The 24,230-nt window shown below is 65.2% G+C and carries 23 protein-coding genes; 2 read left to right on the top strand and 21 right to left on the bottom strand.

The window, feature by feature from the left end:
- Positions 1–94 precede the first annotated feature (94 nt).
- A complete protein-coding gene (locus CT676_RS18255; RefSeq protein ID WP_085404443.1) occupies positions 95–916 on the top strand; it encodes an enoyl-CoA hydratase in 822 nt (273 codons plus the stop codon).
- A 15-nt stretch (positions 917–931) separates the two neighbouring features.
- Here the strand turns inward: CT676_RS18255 and CT676_RS18250 are convergent, their stop codons facing one another.
- The 9 genes from CT676_RS18250 to CT676_RS18210 all read right to left on the bottom strand — a co-directional run bounded on the left by CT676_RS18250 (position 932) and on the right by CT676_RS18210 (position 10,498).
- Positions 932–1,354, bottom strand: coding sequence for an ASCH domain-containing protein (locus tag CT676_RS18250; protein ID WP_085404444.1), 423 nt, complete (start codon positions 1,352–1,354; stop codon positions 932–934).
- A 38-nt stretch (positions 1,355–1,392) separates the two neighbouring features.
- Positions 1,393–2,472, bottom strand: coding sequence for an isocitrate/isopropylmalate dehydrogenase family protein (locus CT676_RS18245; RefSeq protein WP_085404445.1), 1,080 nt, complete (start codon positions 2,470–2,472; stop codon positions 1,393–1,395).
- 134 nt (positions 2,473–2,606) lie between these two features.
- On the bottom strand, positions 2,607–3,674 hold the full coding sequence (locus CT676_RS18240) for an alcohol dehydrogenase (RefSeq protein ID WP_135215076.1): 1,068 nt from the start codon (positions 3,672–3,674) through the stop codon (positions 2,607–2,609).
- Positions 3,675–3,853: 179 nt separating this feature from the next.
- Positions 3,854–4,825 carry an oligopeptide/dipeptide ABC transporter ATP-binding protein gene (locus tag CT676_RS18235; RefSeq protein WP_085404447.1) on the bottom strand — a complete coding sequence of 324 codons (972 nt, stop codon included), beginning with the start codon at positions 4,823–4,825 and terminating at the stop codon, positions 3,854–3,856.
- A complete protein-coding gene (locus tag CT676_RS18230; RefSeq protein WP_085404448.1) occupies positions 4,822–5,814 on the bottom strand; it encodes an ABC transporter ATP-binding protein in 993 nt (330 codons plus the stop codon). The genes CT676_RS18235 and CT676_RS18230 overlap by 4 nt, the downstream gene beginning before the upstream one ends.
- Positions 5,811–6,683, bottom strand: a complete 873-nt coding sequence (locus CT676_RS18225; protein ID WP_085404449.1) for an ABC transporter permease — start codon at positions 6,681–6,683, stop codon at positions 5,811–5,813. Before CT676_RS18225 ends, CT676_RS18230 begins: the two co-directional genes overlap by 4 nt.
- A complete protein-coding gene (locus CT676_RS18220; RefSeq protein ID WP_071915956.1) occupies positions 6,670–7,620 on the bottom strand; it encodes an ABC transporter permease in 951 nt (316 codons plus the stop codon). The genes CT676_RS18225 and CT676_RS18220 overlap by 14 nt, the downstream gene beginning before the upstream one ends.
- Before the next feature lie 7 nt (positions 7,621–7,627).
- Positions 7,628–9,172, bottom strand: coding sequence for an ABC transporter substrate-binding protein (locus CT676_RS18215; protein ID WP_085404450.1), 1,545 nt, complete (start codon positions 9,170–9,172; stop codon positions 7,628–7,630).
- Between the two features lie 129 nt (positions 9,173–9,301).
- Positions 9,302–10,498: a CoA transferase gene (locus CT676_RS18210; RefSeq protein ID WP_135215075.1), complete on the bottom strand. Its 1,197-nt coding sequence runs from the start codon at positions 10,496–10,498 to the stop codon at positions 9,302–9,304.
- 192 nt (positions 10,499–10,690) lie between these two features.
- Between CT676_RS18210 and glgA the strand changes: the two genes are divergently transcribed.
- Positions 10,691–12,106 carry a glycogen synthase GlgA gene (glgA, locus tag CT676_RS18205; RefSeq protein WP_085404452.1) on the top strand — a complete coding sequence of 472 codons (1,416 nt, stop codon included), beginning with the start codon at positions 10,691–10,693 and terminating at the stop codon, positions 12,104–12,106.
- 150 nt (positions 12,107–12,256) lie between these two features.
- Here glgA and CT676_RS18200 read toward each other — a convergent pair whose 3' ends face one another.
- The 12 genes from CT676_RS18200 to CT676_RS18145 form a co-directional block, all read right to left on the bottom strand.
- Positions 12,257–13,207, bottom strand: a complete 951-nt coding sequence (locus CT676_RS18200) for an oxygenase MpaB family protein (RefSeq protein ID WP_085404453.1) — start codon at positions 13,205–13,207, stop codon at positions 12,257–12,259.
- 77 nt (positions 13,208–13,284) lie between these two features.
- The gene (locus CT676_RS18195; protein WP_085404454.1) at positions 13,285–14,427 is read right to left on the bottom strand and encodes a patatin-like phospholipase family protein; all 1,143 of its coding nucleotides are present in this window, start codon (positions 14,425–14,427) and stop codon (positions 13,285–13,287) included.
- A gap of 132 nt (positions 14,428–14,559) precedes the next feature.
- Complete coding sequence (gene ccoS / locus CT676_RS18190; RefSeq protein ID WP_135215074.1) at positions 14,560–14,727, bottom strand: cbb3-type cytochrome oxidase assembly protein CcoS; 168 nt, start codon at positions 14,725–14,727, stop codon at positions 14,560–14,562.
- Entirely contained in the window at positions 14,727–16,916 is a 2,190-nt protein-coding gene (locus CT676_RS18185; RefSeq protein WP_085404455.1) for a cation-translocating P-type ATPase, read from the bottom strand. The genes ccoS and CT676_RS18185 overlap by 1 nt, the downstream gene beginning before the upstream one ends.
- An 11-nt stretch (positions 16,917–16,927) precedes the next feature.
- The gene (locus CT676_RS18180) at positions 16,928–17,413 is read right to left on the bottom strand and encodes a FixH family protein (RefSeq protein ID WP_085404456.1); all 486 of its coding nucleotides are present in this window, start codon (positions 17,411–17,413) and stop codon (positions 16,928–16,930) included.
- 15 nt (positions 17,414–17,428) lie between these two features.
- Complete coding sequence (gene ccoG, locus CT676_RS18175; protein ID WP_085404457.1) at positions 17,429–18,895, bottom strand: cytochrome c oxidase accessory protein CcoG; 1,467 nt, start codon at positions 18,893–18,895, stop codon at positions 17,429–17,431.
- Positions 18,896–19,008: 113 nt separating this feature from the next.
- Positions 19,009–19,884 carry a cytochrome-c oxidase, cbb3-type subunit III gene (gene ccoP / locus CT676_RS18170; protein WP_085404458.1) on the bottom strand — a complete coding sequence of 292 codons (876 nt, stop codon included), beginning with the start codon at positions 19,882–19,884 and terminating at the stop codon, positions 19,009–19,011.
- A 6-nt stretch (positions 19,885–19,890) separates the two neighbouring features.
- Entirely contained in the window at positions 19,891–20,055 is a 165-nt protein-coding gene (locus CT676_RS18165; protein WP_014497064.1) for a CcoQ/FixQ family Cbb3-type cytochrome c oxidase assembly chaperone, read from the bottom strand.
- A gap of 13 nt (positions 20,056–20,068) precedes the next feature.
- Positions 20,069–20,803: a cytochrome-c oxidase, cbb3-type subunit II gene (gene ccoO, locus CT676_RS18160; protein WP_014497065.1), complete on the bottom strand. Its 735-nt coding sequence runs from the start codon at positions 20,801–20,803 to the stop codon at positions 20,069–20,071.
- Positions 20,804–20,813: 10 nt separating this feature from the next.
- The gene (gene ccoN / locus CT676_RS18155) at positions 20,814–22,463 is read right to left on the bottom strand and encodes a cytochrome-c oxidase, cbb3-type subunit I (RefSeq protein WP_135215073.1); all 1,650 of its coding nucleotides are present in this window, start codon (positions 22,461–22,463) and stop codon (positions 20,814–20,816) included.
- Positions 22,464–22,764: 301 nt separating this feature from the next.
- Complete coding sequence (locus CT676_RS18150) at positions 22,765–23,190, bottom strand: CBS domain-containing protein (protein WP_085404461.1); 426 nt, start codon at positions 23,188–23,190, stop codon at positions 22,765–22,767.
- 39 nt (positions 23,191–23,229) lie between these two features.
- Positions 23,230–24,063: a universal stress protein gene (locus CT676_RS18145; protein ID WP_085404462.1), complete on the bottom strand. Its 834-nt coding sequence runs from the start codon at positions 24,061–24,063 to the stop codon at positions 23,230–23,232.
- Positions 24,064–24,230 lie beyond the last annotated feature (167 nt).

Raw genomic sequence — 24,230 nt, 5'->3', positions numbered from 1 at the left:
GCACAGGCGGATGCAAAGCCGCGTCCCTCGTCGCGGTTGACCCGGGCCGCGCCCCGGCCGCACATTGCGCCCGGCCTACGACAGCGAGCGCGCAATGCCTGACATTTCCAGCACGACCGAAACACCCCATGCCGACGGCAAGATCCTCAAGCAGGTCATCGACGGCGTCGGCGTGATCACCTTCAACAATCCCGACAAGCGCAACGCAATGTCGCTGGAGATGTGGGAGGGATTTGGCGAGGCGCTGACGAGCCTGCGCGATGACGAGACGGTGCGCGTCGTGATCCTGCGCGGCGCCGGCGGCAAGGCATTCGTCTCCGGGGCCGACATCAGCCAGTTCGAGAAGACCCGCCACAACGCGGCGGCGTCCGAGGAATATGCCAGGCGCAGCGCCGCACAGCGCGCGCTGCTCGCCGACTATCCCAAGCCGACCATCGCCTGCATCGAGGGCTTTTGCCTCGGCGGCGGCATGCAGGTCGCGATGCTCGCCGACATCCGCCTCGCCGCGCATGGCAGTCAGTTCGGCATTCCCGCGGCAAAACTCGGCATCGCCTACGGCTATGACGGCTTGAAGCATCTGGTGTCGCTGGTCGGTCCGTCCTGGGCACGGCTTCTGATGTACACGGGCATGCGGATCGATTCCGCCGAGGCGCTGCGCATTGGCCTCGTCGAGCGCTTGTTCCCGATCGACGAGTTGTGGGGTGAGACGATGACGATCGCGCAGACCATCTCCGAGAACGCCCCACTCGCGATCAAGGCCGCCAAGATCACCATCGCGCAGGTGTTGAAGGACGAGAGCCAGCGCGACCTGGAGGCAATCAGGGCGATCGGTCACGCCTGCATGGACAGCGCGGATTTTCGCGAGGGCCGGCAGGCCTTCATGGAAAAGCGCAAGCCGCAGTTTACGGGCAAGTAGCCTCGGCGTCCGGGCTCAGCAAGGCGCGGGCGTCAGCTTCTGATCACCAAACACCTCGATCAGGCGAAAGCGCTCGCACATCAGCATCATGTCCTCGCTGAATCGCCCGAGCCGGCCGAAATAGGTCCGATGGGCGCTGCGCCAATAGGCGAGGCTTCGATCGCCTTCGCCCTCATCGTGCGCAAACGCGGCATCGACGTCATTGAAGCGCCGATAGGTGATCTCGACGGATTCGATGACGCAGCGCGGTTCTCCCCGTCCGTCAAGCACGACCCAGAGTTCACCGGGCGTGGACGTGTTCGGTTCGTCCTCCGTGCTGCAAGTCGCGGTCTTGACGCCCTTGACGACGAGTTCGACCAATTCATCCGCGAGCGCAGGATTGTCGCCGAAGGCGAAGGTCCTGAGGTGCCGATAGTGCTCGGGAACCGGATTGCTCATTGACTTCCGGCTCCTCCGATATCGACCGCCTGCGGTAACTACAGCGCAGCGAGCACCGCTTTCGTAATGTCAGCCGTGCCATTGCTGCCGCCGAACTCCATCGGCTTGATGCCGCCGGCGTAGATCTGATCCACTGCACGCTCGATCTGCTCGCCGGCTTCCGCCGCGCTCTCGACGCCGTGCTTGTCGGCGAGCCAGTCCAGCATCATCGCCGCCGACAGGATCATGCCGGTCGGATTGGCCTTGCCCTGCCCCATGATGTCTGGTGCGGTGCCGTGGCAGGGCTGGAACACGGCATATTTGTCGCCGATATCGGCGGACGGCGCCATGCCGAGGCCGCCGATCAGGCTCGCGGTGATGTCGGAGACGATGTCGCCGAACATGTTCTCCATCACCATCACATCGAAATCCCAGGGACGCTTCACCAGCATCGCCGAGCAGGCATCGACATAGAGCCGGTCGGTCTTCACGTTCGGATGCTTCTTCTCGATCTCGTCGAAGATGCCGCGGAAGAATGCAAAGGCCTTGAACACGTTCGCCTTGTCGACGCAGGTCAGCATCCCCGGCTTGCCGCGCGCCTTGCGCCGCTCGGCGAGCCGAAACGAGAACTCGAACAGGCGCTCGGAGGTCTTGCGCGTGATCACCATGGTCTCGCGCGCGTCCTCATGGGTGACGATGCCCTTGCCCATCGAGGCGAACAGGCCTTCGGTGGATTCGCGGATCACGACGAGATCGATGCCGCGCTGGTCGGCGCCGACGATCGGGCTCGGCACGCCCGGAATGAGCCGCGCCGGGCGCACGCCGGCATAGAGATCGAAGATGAACCGCAGCTCGATCTGTGGCGCGATCTCGGTATTATCGGGGTAGCGGACCGACGGCAGGCCGCAAGCGCCGAGCAGGATCGCGTCGGCCTCCTCGCAGAGCTTGATAGTGGAATCCGGCATCGACTTGCCGGTCGCGAGATAATTGTTGGCGCCGGCGGGCGCCTCGGTGAAGCGGAAGCTCAGGCCGGACTTCGCCTCGATCTTGCGCAGGACTTCGATGGCCGGTGCCATGACTTCGGGACCGATGCCGTCACCGGCGAGCACGGCAATGTGGAAGGCGTTGTTTGCGGACATTTGAGAGACCTTAGGAAGGACGAGCCAAGGACGTCATTGCGAGGAGCGAAGCGACGAAGCAATCCAGACTGTGTCCGCCGAGGGATTTCTGGATTGCTTCGCTTCGCTCGCAATGACGGAGGAGAGAGCGTTTATTACGGCGTCAGCACCGTGCGACCGACCACCGCGCCCTGCTGCAATTGCACCAGCGCGTCGTTGGCCTTGTTGAGCGGCTGGCGCGTCACCGGGATCGGCGGCACGTTCTTCGCGCGCACGAGGTCGAGCAACTCCTGGGTCTCGCGCAAATTGCCGACATAGCTGCCCTGGATCGTCACCGCCTTGATCGGGATCAGCGGCAGCGCCCAGGTCGCGCCGCCGCCGAACAGGCCGACGATGACGAGCTTGCCGCCCTTGGTCAGGCAATCGAAGCCGAGTTGCGTGGTCGCGGCGTTGCCGACGAGATCAATCACGGCGCGGATCGGCCCGCCCGCCTTTTTGGCAAGCTGCTCCAGCGCGTCCGGCGCCTTGGGATCGACGGTCGCGAGCGCACCGGCCTTTTCCGCGGCCTCGCGCTTCCTGGCGTCGATGTCGACCATGATCGCGCCTCTTCCGCCCATTGCCTTCAGCAGCGACAGCGCCATCAGGCCAAGGCCGCCGGCGCCGAACATCACGATCGGCGTGTCAAAATGCTGCTCGACCTTCTTCAGCGCGCTGTAGGTGGTGACGCCAGAGCAGGCGTAGGGCGCCGCCGAGGCGGGATCGAGCCCCTTCAGGTTGAGCAGATAGCGCGGATGCGGCACCAGCATGTGGTCGGAATAGCCGCCGTCGCAATAGACGCCGAGCGAGCGCGGCGTCAGGCACATGTTCTCGTCACCGGCCAGGCACGTGGCGCACTTGCCGCAGCCGATCCAGGGATAGACGAGGCCGACATCGCCGAGCCTGAGATCGCCCTGGTCGGTCGGCTTCACGTCGGGGCCGAAGGCTGCGATTTCGCCGACCGTCTCATGGCCCATGGTCAGCGGCAGATTGATGCCGCGGTCCTTCAGCGACAGCGGCTTGCGGCCGTGGCCGAGATCGTAGCCACCTTCCCAGATGTGGAGGTCGCTGTGGCAGACGCCGGCGGCCTTCACCTTGATCAGCACCTGCGTGCCCGACGGCTGCGGCGTGGCCTCGTCGAACTCCTGCAGCGGCGCCTTGAAATCGGCGACCTTGAAACTCTTCATCGGCGTCCTCCCGGCATACTTCTTGTCGTCGCCACCATGCCATGACCGGCGGGGCGAAACAAATCCGGGAGCCGTCTTACAGCGTTTTCGAGCGAAGTGGATACCGGTTCGCGTAAAGAAAACGCGTCAAAACGAGAATCTAGAGCCCCGTTCCGATCACATCGGAACGGGGCTCTAGTTTAGGCCAGCGGATGGTGGCAAGCCGCGAACTGGCCGGGTGCGACCTCGCGCAACTCCGGTATCTCCGCGCTGCACCGCTGGTCGGCCCGCGGGCAGCGGGTGCGGAAGCGGCAGCCGGACGGCGGCGCAATCGGCGATGGTGGCTCGCCGGTCGCCACACTCTCGACGGGACGCACGTCCGGATCGGGCACCGGGATCGCCTGCAACAACAGGTCCGTGTAGGGATGCGCGGGCCTTGCGAACAATTGCTCCGACGGCCCGACCTCGCAGAGGCGGCCGAGATACATCACCGCGACGCGGTCGCTGACCGCTTTCACCACCGCGAGATCATGCGCGATGAACAGCAGCGTCAGGCCGAAGCGCGCTTTCATCTCCTCGAGCAGATTGAGGATCTGCGCGCGGATGGAGACGTCGAGCGCCGAGACCGGCTCGTCGCAGACGATGAATTCGGGGTTGAGCACCAGCGATCGTGCGATGCAGATGCGCTGGCACTGGCCGCCGGAGAATTCGTGCGGCAGGCGGCCCGCCACGATGTCAGGATCGAGCCCGACCGCGGACAACACCTCGTGAACGCGCCGCTTGCGTTCGGCGGCATCCTTGACGCCGGCGATGATGAGCGGCTCGGCGACGATATCGCCGATGCGCCGGCGCGGATTGAGCGAGGCGATCGGGTCCTGGAAGATCAATTGCACGCGGCGGCGCATCTTGCGCAGCGCCTCGCCTTCCATCGCGGTGAGGTCCTCGCCGTCGAACAGCACGCGGCCGGATTTGGCGCGGCGCAATTGCAGCACCGCGCGCCCCAGCGTCGACTTGCCGCAGCCGGATTCGCCGACCAGGCCCAGCGTCTCGCCGCGCGCGACCTGGAGGCTGACGCCGGAGACCGCGTGCACCGTCTTGTTGCCGAGACCATATTCGACGACGAGATTGTCGACGTTCAGGAGCGGCTCGGCGGGCATGGCAAACTGCATCATGCGTCAATCCCCTCCGTCATCTGGATGGGGTTGAAGCAGGCATAGAGATGCCCCGGCATCTCCGCGCCCTTCAATTCGGGCTTGGCCTCGTGACAGCGCCCTGCGGCATAGCGGCAGCGTGGCGCAAACGAGCAGCCTTTAAGTGGCCGGGTCGGATCGGGCGGACGGCCGGAGATGGCGGGCAGCGGCGTATGCGGCGCGGTCTCCAGCTTCGGGATCGCCGCCAGCAGCGCCTCGGTATAGGGCATGTGCATGCGCTTGAACAACGCCTGCGTCGGCGCGCGCTCGACCACCCTGCCCGCATACATCACCGCGACCTCGTCGGCGCGGCCGGCGACGACGCCGAGATCGTGGGTGATGATGATCATCGCCATGTGGCGGCGGCGCTGCTCGCGCGCCAGCAGATCGAGGATCTGCGCCTGGATCGTGACGTCGAGCGCCGTGGTCGGCTCGTCCGCGATCAACAGTTTCGGCTCGCAGGACAGCGCGATCGCAATCGCGATGCGCTGGCGCATGCCGCCGGAACATTGATGCGGATATTGCGCGAGCCGCTGCTCCGGCGCCGGAATGCCGACGGCGGCGAGCAGCTCGATGCTGCGCTTCCGCGCCGCCGGCGCATCCAGTTCGAGATGCTCCTGGATCGTCTCCATCAGCTGGGTGCCGATGGTCAGCACCGGGTTGAGCGAGGTCATGGGGTCCTGGAACACGACCGCGAGGTCGCGCCCGCGCAGGCGCCGCAGGCTTTCGGCATCGAGCCGCACCAGGTCCTGGCCGTCGAACATCACGCGCCCGGTCAGCTTCGCCTTCTTCGGCAAGAGCTGAAGCACCGCGCGCGACAGCATGGTCTTGCCGCAGCCGGATTCGCCGACGATGCCGAGCGTGCGGCCCGCCTCCAGCGACAGATCGACATGATCCACAGCGCGCAAATTGCCGCGGGGGGTCGGCAGTTCGACCGCCACGTCCTCGATGGTCAGAAGCGGCGCGCTCACAGCGCCCCCTGACGCGGGTCGGTCAGCGCCCGCAAGGTGTCGCCGACCAGGTTGAAGGCCAGCACGGTCAAGAACAGCGCCGTTGCCGGCAGGAAGGCCAGCCGCGGCGCGACGTCGAGGCTGTCGCGCCCCTCGCCGATCATGCTGCCCCAGCTCGCCATCGGCGGTGGCACGCCGAGCCCGAGGAAGGACAGCGCGCCCTCGACCACAATAGTGACGGCGACGCCGAGCAGGAAGAAGGCCAGCAGCGGCAGGATCACGTTCGGCAGCAGCTCGCGCAGCAGGATGCGCGCATGGCTGGCGCCGAGCGCCTCGGCAGCGATCACGAACTCGCGCCGCGCGAGCGTCAGCGTGGCCGCGCGCGCTACCCGCATGAAGGCGGGAATGCCGAGCACACCGAGGATCAGGGTGAGATTGGGAATCGACTGGCCGAGATAGGCGGTCACCGCGAGCGCGAAGATCAGCGGTGGAAACGCCAGCAGCACGTCCATGCTGCCGACCACCAGCGTCTCGAACCGGCCGCGGAAATAGCCGGCGAGGAGACCAAGCGCGCCGCCGAGCGCAAGGCCGATCATCGGCGCGATCAGCCCCACCGTCAGCGACACCCGCGCGCCAAAGATCAGGCGGGCGAATTCGTCGCGGCCGAGCCCGTCGGTGCCGAGCCAGTGTTCCCCGGAGAACGCCGCACGGCGCTCCAGCATGTCCATGTCTACAGGATTCTGCAGCGGCAGCACCGGCGCGAGAATCGCGAGCGTCAGGACAATCGCGAGCCAGGCACTTGCCGACCAGAACAGAATGCCGAGCTTGCGCCGGCGCCGAACCGGCTCGGAGACCGCCTCGTCCTGCATCGACAGCTCAAGCGTGGCCATGGCGGATCCTGGGATCGAGCACGGCGTAGAGCATGTCGACGATGAAATTGACGAGGACGAAGCCGCAGGCGACCAGCAGCACCACGCCCTGGAGGATGACGAGATCGCGGGTGTAGATCGCGCCAACCAGCAAGCGGCCGATGCCCGGCAGCGCGAAGATCGATTCCACGATCAGCGTGCCGCCCAGCAGGCGACCGATGTTGATGCCCGTCACCGTCACCAGGGTCAGCGACGATGGCTTGAGCGCATGCACAAACAGGATGCGCGCGGGCTTGAGGCCTTTCGCCTTGGCGAGCGCGATATAGTCCTCCTGCAAGGTCGCGATCATGTCGGAGCGCAGCACCCGCATGATTCCAGGCCATTCCGCCAGCGCCAGCGTCAGCGCCGGCAGCACGAAGAAGCGCAGGTTCGACAGCGGCTCCTCGGTGAACGGCACATAGCCGGTCGCCGGCAGCCAGCGCAACTCGACCGCGAACAGATAGATCAACAAAATTGCCATCAGGAAGGACGGCATCGACAGCATGGCGAAGGCGCTGCCGGTCATGAAGCGGTCGAAGGCGCCACCGGCGCGCGCAGCGCAGGCGATCGCGAGCGGAACGCCGATCAGGAGCCCGATGAATTCGGCCATCAGCATCAGCTCGAGCGAGACCGGAATGCGCTCGGCCACCGCCTGCAACACCGTCTGCCCGGTGCGGAAGGAGCGGCCGAGATCGCCCTGAAGGACATGGCCGAGCCAGCTCAGGTAACGCCACCACAGCGGCTGGTCGAGCCCCATGTCACGGCGCAGCGCCGCGACATTCTCCGGCGTCGCCTGATCGCCGAGGATGACATAGGCAAGGTCGCCCGGCAGCAACGCGGCGATCAGGAAGGTGAGCAGCGAGACGGCGAGCAGCACCGGCAGGATGGCAAGGAGCCGCCGCACGACGAAGTTCAGCATCGCGCGGTCATTCCAGCCAGGTGGTCGAGACGTCGATCACGCCGTTGTAGATTTTCGGAAAGCCCTTCAGCTTGGCGCTCGACAGCGCGTAATAGGTGTTCTGGAAGGTCCAGAACCAGATTGCCTCCTTGTTGATCAGGCGGCTGATCGCGCAATAGTCCTCGATACGCGCGGCGGGATCGGCGGTGACGCGGGAGTGGTCGAGCAGCCGATCGAGCTCCGGATCGGCGAAGTTGGCCAGCGCCAGCGGGCTGCCGCTGCGGAAGTTCGCATACATCTGCGGATCGGGATCGGCGAGGTCGACGATGCGCCAGGGTATGAGCTGGAACTGACGCATGAAGGCGCGCGGCGGGATGGTGGCCTGGTCGACCTGCTCGATCTCCATGTTGGCGCCGGCGCGCTTCCAGAATTGCTGGAGCACCTGGCCGATCATGCGGCCGCGGGGCGTCGCAGTCACCATCGTCTTGAATTCGACCGGCTTGCCATACTCCTTGATCAGCGCCTTGGCCTTCTCGACGTCGAACGGCAGCGCGCCGTCGTCCTTGCACTTGACCCAGGAGCCGTCGCCGTAGGGATTGGTCGCGGGCCGGCTCAGGCCGTTGCTGATCGCCTGCGACATCTTCGGGCGGTCGATCGCCATCACCAGCGCCTGCCGCACGCGGACGTCGTCGAACGGCGCCACCTTGGTGTTGAAGGCATAGACCTGCGCGCCCGAGCCTTTATAGGTGTGCACGGTGAGCTTGGAGTCCTTCTGCGCCTTCATGATGTTGTCAGCGTCGTTCTCGTCGTCCCAGATGATGTCGGCCTCGCCCGATTGCAGCGAGGCGAAACGCGACTGGGCGTCGGGCAGCGGCTTCAGGATGATGCGGTCGAGATAGGGACGGCCCTTGTCCCAGTAGCCCGGGTTCTTCTCCAGAACCATGCGATCGCCGGCCGTCCATGATTTCAGGATGTAGGGACCGGTGCCGACGGGATTGCGATTGTAGTCGTCGCCCTTGGTCTTCCACGCCGTCGGCGAATGCACGACGTTGTTCTGGCTCTGGATGGTGTTCGTCGCCGGCAAATTCACGGAAGGATCGGTGAGATTGTAGACGACAGTATATTCGTCGGGCGCCTGCACCTCCCTAACGTTGGTGATGTAGAAGGCGCAGCGGCACTTGTTGGCGGGGTCCTTCTGCCGATCGAAGTTCTCCTTGAAGGCTTGCGCATTGAACGGCGTGCCGTCGTGGAATTTCACGCCCTGGCGCAGCTTGAAGGTCCAGGTCTTGTAATCGTCGGAATGGGTCCAGGACACTGCCAGCTTGGGCGCGGCCTCGCCCTTGTCGTCGAGCGTGGTGAGCGTATCGAAGATCGCGGCCGCAGCGGTGAAGGTCGAGGTGTCGTAGACCCCGACCTTGAGCGGATCGAAGCCCGTAATCTCCAGCTCCTGACCGACGGTGATGCTGCCGCCCGCCTTCTGCGCCTGTGCCGGCTCAGCCGGCGGAAGGAGAGCAAATGCCGCAACAAGGAAAATCGGCGCGTGCTTGCGCGCCGCGGCAGCAAGGTTCGTCATGGTTCCTCCCGGGATCCCTCGTCCGATGTTTCGGATCGTTGAATGACTCGGGCGAGATTGGCGATAAATGTTCGCCACGGCAAGAGGAACACGCGAGTGATCAAACGCTGTAGTGGTGCTGCGATGCGCTCAGTTTGTCGCAGCCGTTTTGCCTGACGGAATTGGCGCATCGCCGGCGAGGCCGATCTCCTCGCACAATTCGTCCGTGTGCTCGCCGAGCACGGCCATCGTCTTGGCGGGCGTGGTGTCGGCGCCCGACATCCGGAACGGCAGATTGAGCACCTGGAACGAGCCACCCTCGTCCTCGACGAACGAGAGCGCCTGCCGGTGCGCGAGTTGCGGATCGGCCAGCGCCTCGGACGCGGTGCGATAGGCCGAGGCCGGCACACCAGCCGCGCCAAGCGCGACAAGACACGCGTCGGTCGTGAGCGGCCGCGACCAGGCCTCGACGCCGTCCATCATGTCGGCCCAGTTCTCGCGGCGCGCGGCGTAGGTGGAGAAGCGCGGATCGGAAATCCATTCGGGACGGCCGATCACACCCATCAGGCACTGAAACGTCTTCTCGCTCGCGACCGTGATCATGACATAGCCATTGGCCGTCTCGGTCGGCCCGAACATCGGGCGCGGCGGTGGCTTCACCGCGAATTGCGAGCTCTGCAGCTCGACCACCGTCAAGGTCAGCATCGATTCCAGCATCGAGACGTCGATGTGCTGGCCCTGCCCGGTCACCGTGCGCTGATAGAGCGCCGACGCAATCGCGCCGAAACCGTAAGTGCCGGTGACGACGTCGGCATGGTAGATGCCGCAATAATCCGGCCGGCTGCGGCCGGGCTGATAGGCGAGATGCGCCATGTCGTAGCCGGAGGCCGCATGGATTACCGGCGCGTAGGCCGGCAGCTCGGCCGAGGGACCGGTCTGGCCGTAGCCCGAGATCGAGCAATAGATCAGCTTGGGATTGACCGGGCGCAGGCGGTCATAGTCCAGCCGCAGCCGGTGCATCACGCCGGGGCGAAAGTTCTCGACCAGGATATCGGCGGTCGCGGCGAGCCGGCGCACCGCCTCCTTGCCCTCCTCGGACTTGAGATCGAGCACGACGCTTTTCTTGCCGACGTTGAGCTGGCCGAATACGGTGCTGCACCCCTTGCGCAGCGGCGGCCGGGTGCGCATCGTCTCGCCGCCGTCGGTCTCGATCTTGATGACCTCGGCGCCCATGTCGGCAAGCATCCGCGCACAGTGGGGGCCGGCGATGGTGGTCGAAAAATCCAGGACCCTGAGGCCCGCGAAGGCCTTTGTCGTCGTCCCCTCATGCTTATCTGCTAACGGCATGCCTGCTGCGCCCCTCGGCCTCTTAGGAACTATCGAAGTTCTCTCTTGTTGATGCGCCGACCCTAGAGGGCGGCGGGTGCGTAGGAAAGTCTTTACCGAACGGACGCGTCTCACGGGCGGGCTTGGGAATTCCAGGACAACTGGACCCGTTCTTGCATAGCAACAGACGGGATCGGAAGAGGGCAGCTGTTCTTGAGGGTCTTGTTCGTCACAACCGAGATGGACGATTTCGTCCGCGTTGGCGGACTCGGCGCCGTTTCCGCTGCACTTCCCAGGGCGCTTCGCCCTCTCGCCGATATCCGGGTCATGTTGCCCGGCTACCGCGACATCATCGAACAACTCACGCATATTCAGATCGTTGGCCGCTGCCCGGCGTTTGCGGAGATGCCGGCCTGCTCGCTCGGGCGGGCTGCGACCAAGGACGGGCTGCCGGTCTATGTGCTGTTGTGCTCACAACTCTACGACCGGCCCGGCAATCCCTATGGCGACGAGTCCGGACGCGACTGGCCGGACAACGACATCCGCTTCGCGCGCTTTGCCTCGGCTGCCGCTGAGCTGGCCATGGGCAAGCTGGACAAGAATTGGGCAGCAGACCTGGTCCATGCCAATGACTGGCAGGCCTCGCTCGTGCCGGCCTACCTCGCGTGGCGCGGGGCCAGGCTGCCGTCGATCCTGACCATCCACAACCTCGCCTACCAGGGACTCTTCCCGAAGGACTCGCTGCGGCGGATCGGCGTCCCCGAGAGTTCCTTCCATATCGACGGCGTCGAATTCTACGACCAGCTCTCCTTCCTCAAGGCCGGGCTGGTCTATGCCTCGCACCTCACTACCGTGAGCGGCACCTATGCACGCGAGATCACGACGGAGGAATTCGGCTGCGGCCTCGAAGGCCTGCTTCGTGTCCGCTCCGACGCGGCCGAGCTCACCGGCATCCTCAACGGCATCGACGAGAGCTGGGACCCGCGCTCCTGCTCCCAGCTGGCCCAGCAGTTCGGCGCCGGCGACTGGGTCGGCAAGAAGGCCAATGCGGATTATATCCGCAAGCAGTTTGGCCTGGCGGTCTCGCGCGGGCCGATGTTCGCGATCGTCGCACGCCTCGTGCACCAGAAGGGCATCGACCTCGTGCTGTCGGCCGCCGACGAGATCATCGATGCCGGCGGGCAGATCGTGGTCACCGGCTCCGGCGAGCCGGCGCTCGAGCAGGCGCTGATCGACGCGCATCGCCGCCGCCCCGACGCGATCGGGGTCACGATCGGCTTCAACGACGCCCAGGCGCGGCGCATCTTCGCGGGCAGCGATTTCACATTGATGCCGTCGCGCTTCGAACCGTGCGGGCTCAGCCAGATGTACGCCCAGCGCTTCGGCTCACTCCCGATCGGTCACCAGACCGGCGGCTTGGCCGAAACCATCACCGACGGCGAGACCGGCTTTCTGTTCTCGCAGCCCTCGCGCGCGTCCTTCCTCGGCGGCGTCCGCCGCGCCTTCTCAGCTTTCGTGGCGCATGACCAGCTCGACTCCATGCGTCGCAGCGCGATGGGACGTTCGTTCTCCTGGAGCATCTCGGCCGGCAGTTATAGCGCGCTGTATAGGAGGCTGGCGTCGGTGTGAGGCGACCTCCCCGTCATTGCGAGGAGCGAAGCGACGAAGCAATCCAGACTGTCTCCGCGGCGACAGTCTGGATTGCTTCGCTGCGCTCGCAATGACGATGTGGAGAGAGGCGCGCCACTCTATCGCCCGTCACTCCAAGAGCTGAGAACCTCACCCCTTCCCGCGCACATCCATTTGCGGCCGCCCGATCCAGGCGCGATTGAGACACCGGGTCATCCAGTCGGGCTGCGGCTCGCCCCGCAGCCGCGCCTGCGCTTCCTGGTAGGGACCGACATAGCGCAGCCGGTCTGGCAGTTTGGGATAGACGCGCCTGATCCATCTCAGCGCATTGTCGGCTGCCCGCTTGTCGCGCTCGTCGAATTCAAACCCGAAGCCCGCTCGCAGGCGCTCCGGCAACAAGCTCGCCGTGAGCGCGCGATACCATCGCGGTGGTCGCAACCACGGACGGGCGCCGCCAAGGATCTGCGCGGCGATCTCGCGCGCCGCCGGGCTGACGGTCAGCGTATCCGACTGCGCCATCGCCGCGGTGTAGGCCGCAAAGCCGGACCAGTCCGCGGGCAAATCGTCGGCCGTCAATCCGAACAAGGCGCCGAACATCCGGCTCTCGCTCCAGTAGCGCTCGCGCTCCTCCGCCGAGAGCGGCGGAAGGACCAGGTCATGTGCCATCACCGCGGTCTCGACCAGCGTCGCATGAACCCAGCGCAGCGACGGAATGTCATTGGCGCAGTAGCGCGAGCCTGCCGCGAACGGACCGACGGCCTCGGGCATCGCGCCGACAATCATGCTGTGGCGCCGATGCAATTGCCGGGACGACAACTGCGCCCGGTCGAGCGAGCCGAACACCATCGCAAAGACAATGTCGAAGGTACGATGGAAGCGACCGATCGGATCGGCAAGGGTCCGCGAATGCTCCGCGATGGCGGCAGCGACCCAGGGATGCGCCAGCTGCAACAACAGCGCACGGCCGGCGCCAAGAAAGATGACGGCCTCCCGGTCGATCTGCCAGGTCACCGTGTCAGGGCCGAACACGCCCGCAACCGGTCCCGCCGCGTCAGCGCGGACCTGATCGAGGGCCAATTCCAGATCGTTCCCGGATACCAACTGCAAGGCCTCTCAAAAGCGGACGACGACCGACAATCCGCAGGGCCTGTGGCAATTCGATGAAAGCGGACGCGGCCCTACTCCGCCGCCATCGGCATCTCGTCCATATGCTCGTGCAGCACCACGCCGGCGAGCGGATCGAATTCGCCGATCCACGGCTTTCGCGCGAGCACTGATTTCGTGTGAACATAGCCAGCATGCCAGCGCCGCGTAATGCCTGACGGACTGAAGTCGATATCCTTGGTATGGGTTTCGCGATCGAGCTGGGGCGCCAGCAGTCGCACCACATGCATGCGGGTCGGACAGCCGTAGCTCACCAACTCCCTCACCGCGGGATCGTTGCGCTCGGTCTCGGGCAACCGCGCGGCAAGCTGGTTGATGACATGGCGCAGGCGATGGGCCTGCTGCTGCCGCACGATCTGGCTCGCGATGCGGCTGGAGTACTGCACGTCCTTGTGGCGGTTCAAGACCTCCGCCATCGTGATCGGCTCGGCGCCGACGGGATTCCATAGATGCACGGAGAAGATCAGCGAATCCCTGCGTGGGTTGTCGTCGAATACGGCCTCCGTCGGCGTGTTCGACAGGATGCCGCCGTCCCAATACAGCTCGCCATCGATCCGCACCGCCGGGAACGCGGGCGGCAGCGCGCCCGAAGCCATGACATGCTTCACCGTCAGCTCGCCGTCGCGGCTGTCGAAATAGCGCATTTCGCTGGTGCCGACATGAGCCGCACCGACCGTCAGTCGCGGCGCGCAGCGATTGGCCAGATCGAAATCGACCAGCTCGCTCAGCGTCTTCTCCAGCGGTGCAGTCGAATAGAAGCCGGCATGATCGGCGCCGAGCGGAAAGGAATCTCCCGCATGCGCCAGCGGGGTGGGCCGGAAGAAGCCGGGAATGCCGTTGGTGACAGTCGACAAATAGGCGAGCTTCTCGCTGAAGTCGGGAAAGGCGCCGCCCAGAGCCCAGACCGGATTCTGCTCCATCCGCTTCCAGAACTCCTTCAGGCGCGCGAGCCTGTTTTCCGGCGCATTACCGGCGATCAGGCTCCCGTTGATGGCGCCGATCGAGGTGCCGATGACCCAGTCCGGCTCGATCCCGGCCTCGTGCAGGGCCTGATAGACGCCCGCCTGATAGGAGCCGAGCGCACCGCCGCCTTGCAGCACCAGCACGACCTGTCCCGGCAGATCGTTAGGCCCGCACACTCCGACATTTTTCTGCATGCTCGTCACGCTCCTGCTCCGGAGAGCCTGCCCCGTCGCTTCTACGCAAAATCTTCCGGCATTGTTACGCCCGGCGACCGCCGGCCGTCCAGCGACCATGTCCGAAAAGGGCAGCGCGGAACCAACGGAGCGTTAACGCTTGACCGAGGCGTCCTGCGGCGGCTCGTCGTCGGCGATAGCCCGCCACGCCGCGCCGTCGAGATCGTCATATTGGCCGCTCCGCAGCGACCAGAGGAAGGCGACGAGACCCGCACCGCCGAGCATCAGCGCCAGCGGCACCAGGATGACCAGGATTTCCATCACACGATCTCCCGCGCAGCTCCGCGCGCGCGCAACGAATTCAGCATCACCAGGATCGAGGATCCGCTCATGGCCGCCGCCGCGATCAGGGGCGTCACCACGCCGCTGATCGCGACCGGAACTGCGAGAACGTTATAGCCGATCGCCAGCCAGAGGTTCTGCCGCATCAGATGCAGCGCCTTGCGCGCGGAGTCGATCGCGGCGACGACAGGCGCCAGCGGCCGGCCGAGGAAGACGAGATCGGCGGTCGCCTGGCTGAGATGCGCGGCCGAGATCGGCGACATCGAGACATGGGCCGCCGCCAGCGACGGCGCGTCGTTCATGCCGTCGCCGACCATCAGCACTTTTGCGCCGCGCCGCTTCAGTTCCTCGATCCGTGCGATCTTGTCGGCCGGCGTGACACCGGCGCGCCATTCGGCGATGCCCAGCGCATGGGCCGCCGCGATCACCGCGGGCTCGCGGTCGCCGGAGAGAATCTCGATGCCGATATTGCGCGCCTTCAGCGCCGCGATCACGGCCTGCGCGTCCGGCCGCAGGCCCTGGCGCACCGAGAGGATGAACTTTTCAGTCCCTTTGCTGAAAGCCACGATAGAGGCCTCGGGATCGAGCGTGGCGCTGCCGACCAGCGCTTCGGCGCCGCAGAATAACGGACGGCCAAGGCGAAGCTCGACACCGTCCACCACAGCGCGCACGCCCTGCCCGGCCTCCTCGACCGCGCCAACGATCGGCGACCTTGCACCGGCGGCCTGCGCGACGGCGGCGGCAACGGGATGGTGGCTCGACAGCGCGAGCCGCCCGGCAAGTGCAAAAATGTCGGCGGGAATATCGGCCGCGTTCATCACTTCGAGATCGGGCAGCGTCAGCGTGCCGGTCTTGTCGAAGATGACGTGGTCGGCCTCGGCGAGCCGCTCGATGGCGTCGCCGGAATTGAGCAGCACGCCAGCTTTGAACATCGCGCCCGAGGCCACCGTCTGCACGGTCGGGATCGCGAGCCCGAGCGCGCAGGGACAGGTGATGATCAGCACGGCCACGCCGGTCACGATCGCATCGTGCCAGCCGGCGCCCGCGATGACCCAGCCCAAAATGGTGATCAGCGCGGTCGCATGCACGACTGGCGCGTAGAGCCGCGAGGCGCGATCTGCGAGCCGCATGTAGCGCGAGCGTGCCTGCAGCGCGTTGTCGAGCAGCCGCGTGATCTCGGCGAGCAGCGTCGCCTCCGACGCAGCCGAGACCCGCACCCGCAGCGTGCCGGAGATGTTCATGGAGCCCGCATAGACCGCCGTGCCCTGCTCCGCCGTGACATACAGCGTCTCGCCGGTGATCAGGCTCTGGTCGATCTCGGAACGCCCCTCGATCACGGTGCCGTCGACGGCGCAACGCTCGCCGGGCCGGAGCAGCACGATGTCGCCGGGATGGATCGCCGCGACCGGCACCTGCGAAATCTCGTCGGGCCCGACGAACTTGGCCGCGGTCTCCGCCTTCAGCGCGGCGAGATTGCCGGCGACCGCGCGGGTCCGCCGCCGCATGTTCTGGTCGAGGACGCGGCCGACCAAAAGAAACGTGAGCAGCATGATCGCCGCGTCGAAATAGGCGTGCTCGGCGTGATGGATTGTCTCGACCACGGACATGCCGAGCGCAAGGCACACCCCGATCGAGATCGGCACGTCCATGTTGGTGGTCTTGGCCGACAGCGCGCGCCAGGCCGAGCGGAAGAACGGCTGGCCGGCATAGGCTGCCGCCGGCAGCGCGATCAGCGCCGACAGCCAGTGGAAGAAATCGCGCTGCTCCGGCAGCATGTCGGAGACGTTGCCGGACCAGACCGGGATCGACAGCATCATCACGTTCATGGTGGCGAACGCGGCGACGCCGAGGCAGCGCAGCAGGAAGCGGGATTCCGCCACTTCCGTCGCTTCCGCGCTCTCGGTCTCGTAAGGATAGGCCTTGTAGCCGAGCTCTTCCAGCCGATCGATGAAGCGGGCCGGGTCGAGCGTGCCCTGCTTCCATTCCAGCGCGACGCGGCGGTCGGTGAGGTTCACGCGCGCCAGCGTGACGTCGGGGATGGCCGACAGTCCGCGCTCGATCTTGGCCATGCAGCCAGCGCAGTGAACGCCCTCGACCGCGAGATCGATGTGCTTGATACCCTCGCCCGCGGCCCGGACGTAATGCGAAAAATCCCGCGTGACCTGCATGACGAATTCCCTCAGTTCAGGATCACGCGGTTGCGCGACATGAACACGCGTGTTCCCCGCGCCGCGCCTTCGATCACGAGATCCCACTGGCCCGGCGCAACCGACGCGGCATTGCCGCGATAGATGCCGATGCCGGCTTCCGACAGCTCGACTGCGAGATCGGCGCGCTTGTCGGTCGGCCGCTCCAGGCGTCCGCCGAATTTCAACCCGCTCATCGGCTGGCCGCTCGCATCGCGCGCCTCGACCTGAAGCGAGGCAGCGCCATCGGCGCGGCGCTCGATATGGGCGTTGACCTTCCAGTTGCGCGCGGCCTGGTCCTGTGCTGCCGAGATCTCGCGGTCATAGGTGAGGCCCGCGGCATAGGGGCTGTCGACGTCGGTGCCGGGCAGCGTCGCGATCGCGAGCTTCATCATGGTCACGTTCACGCCGATCACGAGCCCGAAGAAGGCGACCAGCATCAGGAACACTTTTGTTCCGGTCAGCGGCTTGGTGGCCATGGCAGTCTCCTGATCCTAGGGCGAGACGAAGTTGTCGGTGGCGGTGGCGACCTCACCGAGCCCGATGTCGGTGACGTGGAAGCGAACGGGAACCGACTTTTCCGGATTGCTCTCCGCCGGCGCAGTGACCAGCAGGCGCAGCTCGCTGGTGGAGTCGCGCGGGATCACGATCATCGGCCTATCCGGCGTCACGGAATCAATGCCGACGACGTGCGTGGTCAGGTTGGCCGGACCGTTCGCGTCGATCGCGATGACGCGGTCATAGCCGCTCTTGTTCAAGAGCCGCACCGTATAGGCATTGCGGATCGAGCCATCGCTGAGCCTGACCGCGACCGGGTTGCGGTCGTGCAGCACGTTGACGTCGAGCAGGCTGCGGGTCGCGAGCGTGTAGATCATGATGCCGCCAACCGCCGCGATGATCGCGCTGTAGGCGACGGTGCGGGCCCGGACGATGCGGTAGAGCGGCGCCTTGCCTTCCTGGCGGCGCTGGATGTTGATGTCGTTGTCGTAGCCGATCAGCCGCTTCGGCCGGCCGATCTTGGTCATCACGTTGTCGCAGGCGTCGATGCAGAGCCCGCACTGGATGCATTCGAGCTGCGGCCCGTTGCGGATGTCGATGCCGGTCGGGCAGACCGCGACGCATTGATAGCAGTCGACGCAGTCGCCGACGTGTTCGCCGAGCGCGCGCAGCTCGATCGCCTTCTTCACCGAAGTGCGCTTCTCGCCGCGGTCGTAGCGATAGGTGACGTTGAGCGCCCATTCGTCGGTGAGCGCGGCCTGGATGCGCGGCCACGGGCACATATAGGTGCAGACCTGCTCGCGCATGAAGCCGGCCAGGACGTAGGTCGTCGCGGTCAGGATGCCGATCCAGATATAGGCGATCATCGGCGCCTGGAACGTGACGAGCTCCTTCACCAGCGTCGGCGCGTCGTTGAAATAGAGCACCCAGGCGCCGCCGGTCCACCAGGCGATCAGGAGCCAGATCGAATGCTTGAGCACGATCTCGGAGATGCGCTCCAGCTTCATCGGATCGGACGACTTGTCCTTCTTCATCCGCTCGCGCCGGTCGCCCTCGACCAGCCGCTCGACCGCGTAGAACAGATCGGTCCACACCGTCTGCGGACAGAGATAGCCGCACCAGATGCGGCCACCGACCGAGTTCATCAGGAACAGCGCCACCGCGGCGACGATCAGCAGGCCGGTGAAGTAGTAGATCTCCTGCGGCCACAGCTCGATGAAGAAGAAGTAGAAGCGGCTGTTGGGAAGATCGATCAGCACCGCCTGGCTGGGAGCACCGATGCCGCGATTCCAGCGCACGAACGGGAGGAAGTAGTAGACGCCGAGGCAGAACGCCATCAGGCCCCATTTGATCCGGCGGAACGTACCGGAGACGCTCTGGGGATACACCTTCTTCTGGGCTACGTAGAGCGGCCCGTTGTCATCGTTCGATGTGAGGTCGTTCGGGTTCACGGTCTTGTTCATCGCCAAGAAGCTTCTCGAAAAGGTGCGATTAAACCTAGACCCGACGCGAGCGCGTCAGTTGATCCAGCTCAAGCGGGGGCACTTTATGTTCGCCCCCGCATGTCGCGAGCAGGCTATTTTCCACCGCCCAGCGAGTGGACGTAGACCGCCATCGCCTTGATGGTGGCGGGATCGAGCCGCCCTTCCCAGGCCGGCATCACACCGGCGCGGCCCAGGCTGATGGTCTCGACCAGGCTCGCTTCGTCCGAGCCGTAGAGCCAGATCTTGTCGGTCAGGTTCGGGGCGCCCATCTCCGGGTTGCCCTTGCCGCCGTCACCGTGGCAGGCGACGCAATTCTCCGCAAAGATCTTCTCGCCCTTGGCAGCATCAAAGCCCTTGCGGGTCGAGAGGCCCGACAGCGACCGCACGTAATTGGCGACCGTGACGATCTCGTCGCCCTTCAGCACGCCGTCCTTGCCGAAGGCGAGCATCTGGCCCTCATGCGCCTTGGCATGGCCGGAACGCGCGCCGAACTGGATGGTCTGCATGATCTGGTCGAGCGTGCCGCCCCACAGCCAGTCGTCGTCGTTGAGATTCGGAAAGCCCTTTGCGCCGGCGCCGCCGGAGCCGTGGCATGGCGCGCAATTGTCGCCGAACACGGTCTTGCCCTTGGCCCGCGCAAGCGCCAGCAAGGCCGGGTCCTTCTCGATGTCGGCGAGCGAAGCGGCGCCCAGCGCCGCCATCTTGTCACCCCGGACCTTCTCGAGGTTGGCGAGCTCGACCGCGACGTCGGCACGCGAGGAATAGCCGAACAGGCCCGTGGTATTGCTGGAGATCAGCGGCCAGGCCGGATAGACGATCCAGTAGCCGATCGCCCAGACGATGGTGAGGTAGAATGAGATCACCCACCAGCGCGGCAGCGGCGTGTTGAGCTCCTTGATGCCGTCCCACTCATGTCCGGTCGTGGACTTGCCGGTGACGGAATCGATGTCGCTATGATGGTCGGTCATGATCTCTTACTCCTCCCGCAACGGCAGGCGCGCCGCTTCGTCGAAAGCGGCCTTGTTGCGGGGCCATAATGCGTAGGCGATGATCGCGAGAAAGATCGCGACGAACACCGGCGTCCAGATCGTGGTCACCAGACCAGACGCGAGATTGTCGAGTGTCAGGATGGCTTTCATCGGTGATGCCTTCTCAGCGAAGATTGGCTTTCTCGTTGTAGAGCTTGAAGTCGACCAGCGTGCCGAGCATCTGCAGGTACGCGATCAGCGCGTCCATCTCGGTCGGCGTGCCGGCCTTGCCGTCGAAATTGCGCACGACGGCCTTGGCGTAGCGCTTGCCGAAGGCGTCGGAGCCGGCATTGTCGGGATCGGCCTGGGCCTTCAGATCGGCGCCTGCGTTCGCGATCTGGTCGTCGGTGTAGGGCGTGCCGATGGCCTTGAGCGTCTTCATGTGGTCGGCGATCGTATCGGGATCGACCTCGGTCTGGCTCAGGAACGGATAGCCCGGCATCACCGACTGCGGCACGATCGCGCGCGGGTTGGTCAGATGGGTGACGTGCCAGTCGTCGGAATATTTGGCGCCGACGCGGGCGAGGTCCGGACCGGTACGCTTCGAGCCCCACTGGAACGGGTGGTCGTACATGCTCTCGGCGGCGAGCGAGAAGTGGCCGTAGCGCTCGACCTCGTCGCGCAGCGGGCGGATCATCTGCGAATGGCAGAGATAGCAGCCTTCGCGGACATAGACGTTGCGGCCCGCAAGCTCCAGCGGCGTGTAGGGCCTGACGCCGTCGACCGCCTCGATCGTGCTCTTGAGGTAGAACAGCGGAGTGATCTCGACGAGACCGCCGATCGCGATCACCAGCAAGATGCCGACGATCAGGACGATCGAGTTCTTTTCGAAGATTTGATGGCGTGTCCAGAACGACATGGAAGGCTCCTCATTCCGCCGGCTGAAGCGCGACGGGCATCTGGACTTCCACTTCGCCGACGCGAACGGTCATCCAGAGATTGTAGGCCATGATCAGCGCCCCGATCAGGAACAGGCCGCCGCCGGCGGCGCGGATGATGTAGAAGGGATGCATCGCCTCGACGCTCTCGATGAAGGAATATTCGAGGAAGCCGAGCGAGGTGTAGGCGCGCCACATCAGGCCCTGCAGGATGCCGGACACCCACATCGCCGAGATGTAGAGGACGATGCCGAGGGTGGCGATCCAGAAGTGCCAGTTGACGAGCTTCAGACTGTAGAGGCCCTTGCGATTCCACACCCACGGCACCAGGCAGTACAGCGCACCGAACGAGACGAAGCCGACCCAGCCGAGCGCGCCGGAATGCACGTGGCCGATGGTCCAGTCGGTGTAGTGGCTGAGCGAGTTGACCACCTTGATCGACATCATCGGGCCTTCGAAGGTCGACATGCCGTAGAAGGCGACGGAGACGACGAGCATGCGCAGCACGGGATCGGTGCGCAGCTTGTCCCAGGCGCCCGACAGCGTCATCAGGCCGTTGATCATGCCGCCCCAGGAGGGCATCCACAGCATGATCGAGAAGGTCATGCCGAGCGTCTGCGTCCAGTCAGGCAGCGCCGTGTAGTGCAAATGGTGCGGGCCGGCCCAGATGTAGAGGAAGATCAGCGCCCAGAAGTGGATGATCGACAGCCGGTAGGAATAGATCGGCCGCTCCGCGCGCTTCGGGATGAAGTAGTACATGATGGCGAGGAAGCCGGCGGTCAGGAAGAAGCCGACTGCGTTGTGGCCGTACCACCACTGGAACATGGCGTCCTGGATGCCGCCCCAGGCGACATAGGATTTCGAGCCGAACACCGAGACGGGGAGCGCGGGATTGTTGCCGAGATGCAGGACCGCGATCGTCACGATGAAGGCGAGATAGAACCAGTTCGCGACGAAGATGTGCGGCTCCTTGCGCTTGATGATCGTGGCAAGGAAGACCAGCAGATAGGCGACCCAGACGATGGTGAGCCAGAGGTCGGCATACCATTCCGGCTCGGCATATTCCTTCGACTGGGTGACACCGAGCAGATAACCGGTGCCGGCGATCAGGATGAAGAAATTGTAGCCGATCACGACGAACCATGGCGCGAGGTCGCCCGCAAGGCGCACCCGGCAGGACTTCTGCACGACATAGAGCGACGTGCCGATCAGCACGTTGCCGCCGAAGGCGAAGATCACCGCGGAGGTGTGCAGCGGACGAAGCCGGCCGAAGCTGGTCCAGGGCAGATCGAAGTTCAGTGCGGGCCACGCCAGCTGCGAGGCGATGATGAGGCCGACGAGGAAGCCGGCAATGCCCCAGAACATCGCCATGACGGCGGTGAACTTGATCGGACCCATATTGTAGTTGGGGCGGCCGTTGATCTCCGTCGGCGGCAGCGCCGCCGGACGATCGAAGTAGCAGTTGATGATGCCAAAGACCACAGCCAAGCTCGCCGCTGCGCTGAGCGCGGCATGGAAGGCAAAGGCCGAATCGAGCGCCTTGGCTGAGGCGATCACGCAAAGGAAGGCGGTGACTGCGAACACGATAGCCAGGCCGCTTTCACCGATGGTCATGGATTTGGAGATGGAGGGCTGGCTCATGCGGATTCTCTCTGAAAGAACACGCCGCCAGAAACCACATTCGACCTCGCGGCGAATTGATTGAAATCAAGACAGGTGGATTTCTATTCGGGTGAGTGACGCGGCGCCCGTCAGTTGAAGTGCCCTCTCCCCTTGTGGGAGAGGGCAGCGAGGACGGTGCCGCGCACTCACTTGGGTGAGGGGTTGGCTCCGCACGGAGAGTCTTTCGGTGGAGAGAACCCCTCATCCGGCGCTTCGCGCCACCTTCTCCCACATCCGCCTTCGCCAAGGCTTCGGCGGACATGAGGGGAGAAGGAAGAAGTCACTCCTGCGCCGTCGCCTTGAGCGCCTTGATGACGTCCTCGCGGGCGATGATTCCGACCAGCTTCTCGGCGCCGTCGAGCACGATGATGCTCCTGATGCGGTGCTCGACCATGATCTGGAGCACGCGCGTCAGCCGCGTGTCGGGGCTGACATAGATGAACTCGGGCGTCATGACGTCGCCGATCCTGCGGCTCATCAGGTCGCGATAGTGCGGCAGCATCTGGCTCGGCGAGAACGCGAAACACTTCAGGATGTCGAACTTGGTAACGATGCCGACCACCTGCCCGTCGTCCTCGACCGGATAGGAATTGAAATCATCACGCTCGAACATCTCGCTGAGCGCGAGCAGGTCGTGGTCGCGCCGCACCGTCGTGACGTTGCGCGTCATGTAGCTGTCGACGGTCTCTTCAAGAAATTTGTACACGGCGCGTCCTCCTCGATTAGCTTTTGGGCCGGGCGGCCGTCAGTGCGACAGCAGCACGCTGCGGGCGGATTGGGTGACCAGATATTCGGTGACGCCGCCGAGGATCAGCTCGCGAAAGCGCGAATGACCATAAGCGCCCGCCACGATCAGGCCGGCCCCAAGGTCGCCGGCGACCTGCTCCAACTGCGCGGCAGCGGTTGCGTTCCGCACGGCCTCCGAGACGCGTGCGCTCGCGGTAACGCCGTGACGGGCGAGCCAGGCGGCAACGTCGGTGACGCCGGCCATCACCGCCGAACGGTCGTCATCGCGCTCCGGGATTTCGACGATGGTGACGTCCCTCGCCTTGCGCAGCATCGGCAGCGCATCCGCCACCGCGCGCCGCGCCTCCGGCGTGTCCTTCCACGCCACCAGCACGCTGCGCAGGTCGAGCCAGTTGACCTTATCGGGAACGACGAGAAGCGGGCGGCCGGCCTGCATCACCAGGTCCTTGGGGCTCGCGAGCGCGAACGCGTCGGAGAAGGCCGGGCTGTGGCCGCCGCTGACGATGATGTCGGCACATCGTGCCTGCGCCAGCACGAATCGCGCCGGAAAATCCATCGCGCCGCGCCACTCCACGCGGCCGCCGCGCGCCTTGGTGGCGGCGCGGAATTGCGCCTCCAGATCGGCAAGGCGCTTCCTGATCGAGGCTTCCTCCTGATCGATCAGGCTCTGGGCTTCAGCGCCGTCGGTGAAATAGAGCGGCGGCGCGAACTGCCCTGCGGCAACCCCGATAATGGCCGCCTCGAATCGCTCGGCGAGCTCGCCCGCGACCTGAAGGCGCGCCTCGTTGGACTGATCGAGCGCCAGGCTGACCATCACGGTCGCGTAAGTCATTGGGATTCTCCGCACAGCTATGAACTGGCGCGAAATCTAGCCTCGCCGTGACGGGGCAGGATGAGGTAGATCAAATCGCCGGGCGCGACCTTGCGGGAAATCCGCCAATGGAATCAGACATCCGAACTTGCCTCGGGCCGGTCCATGGGCGAAATTGCGGTCATGTT

The organism is Bradyrhizobium sp. MOS001, assembly GCF_004634465.1.
GTDB classification, from domain to species: domain Bacteria; phylum Pseudomonadota; class Alphaproteobacteria; order Rhizobiales; family Xanthobacteraceae; genus Bradyrhizobium; species Bradyrhizobium barranii.
The sequence above is the reverse complement of the archived record's forward strand: the minus strand, read 5'-3'. Positions and strand labels throughout refer to the sequence as shown.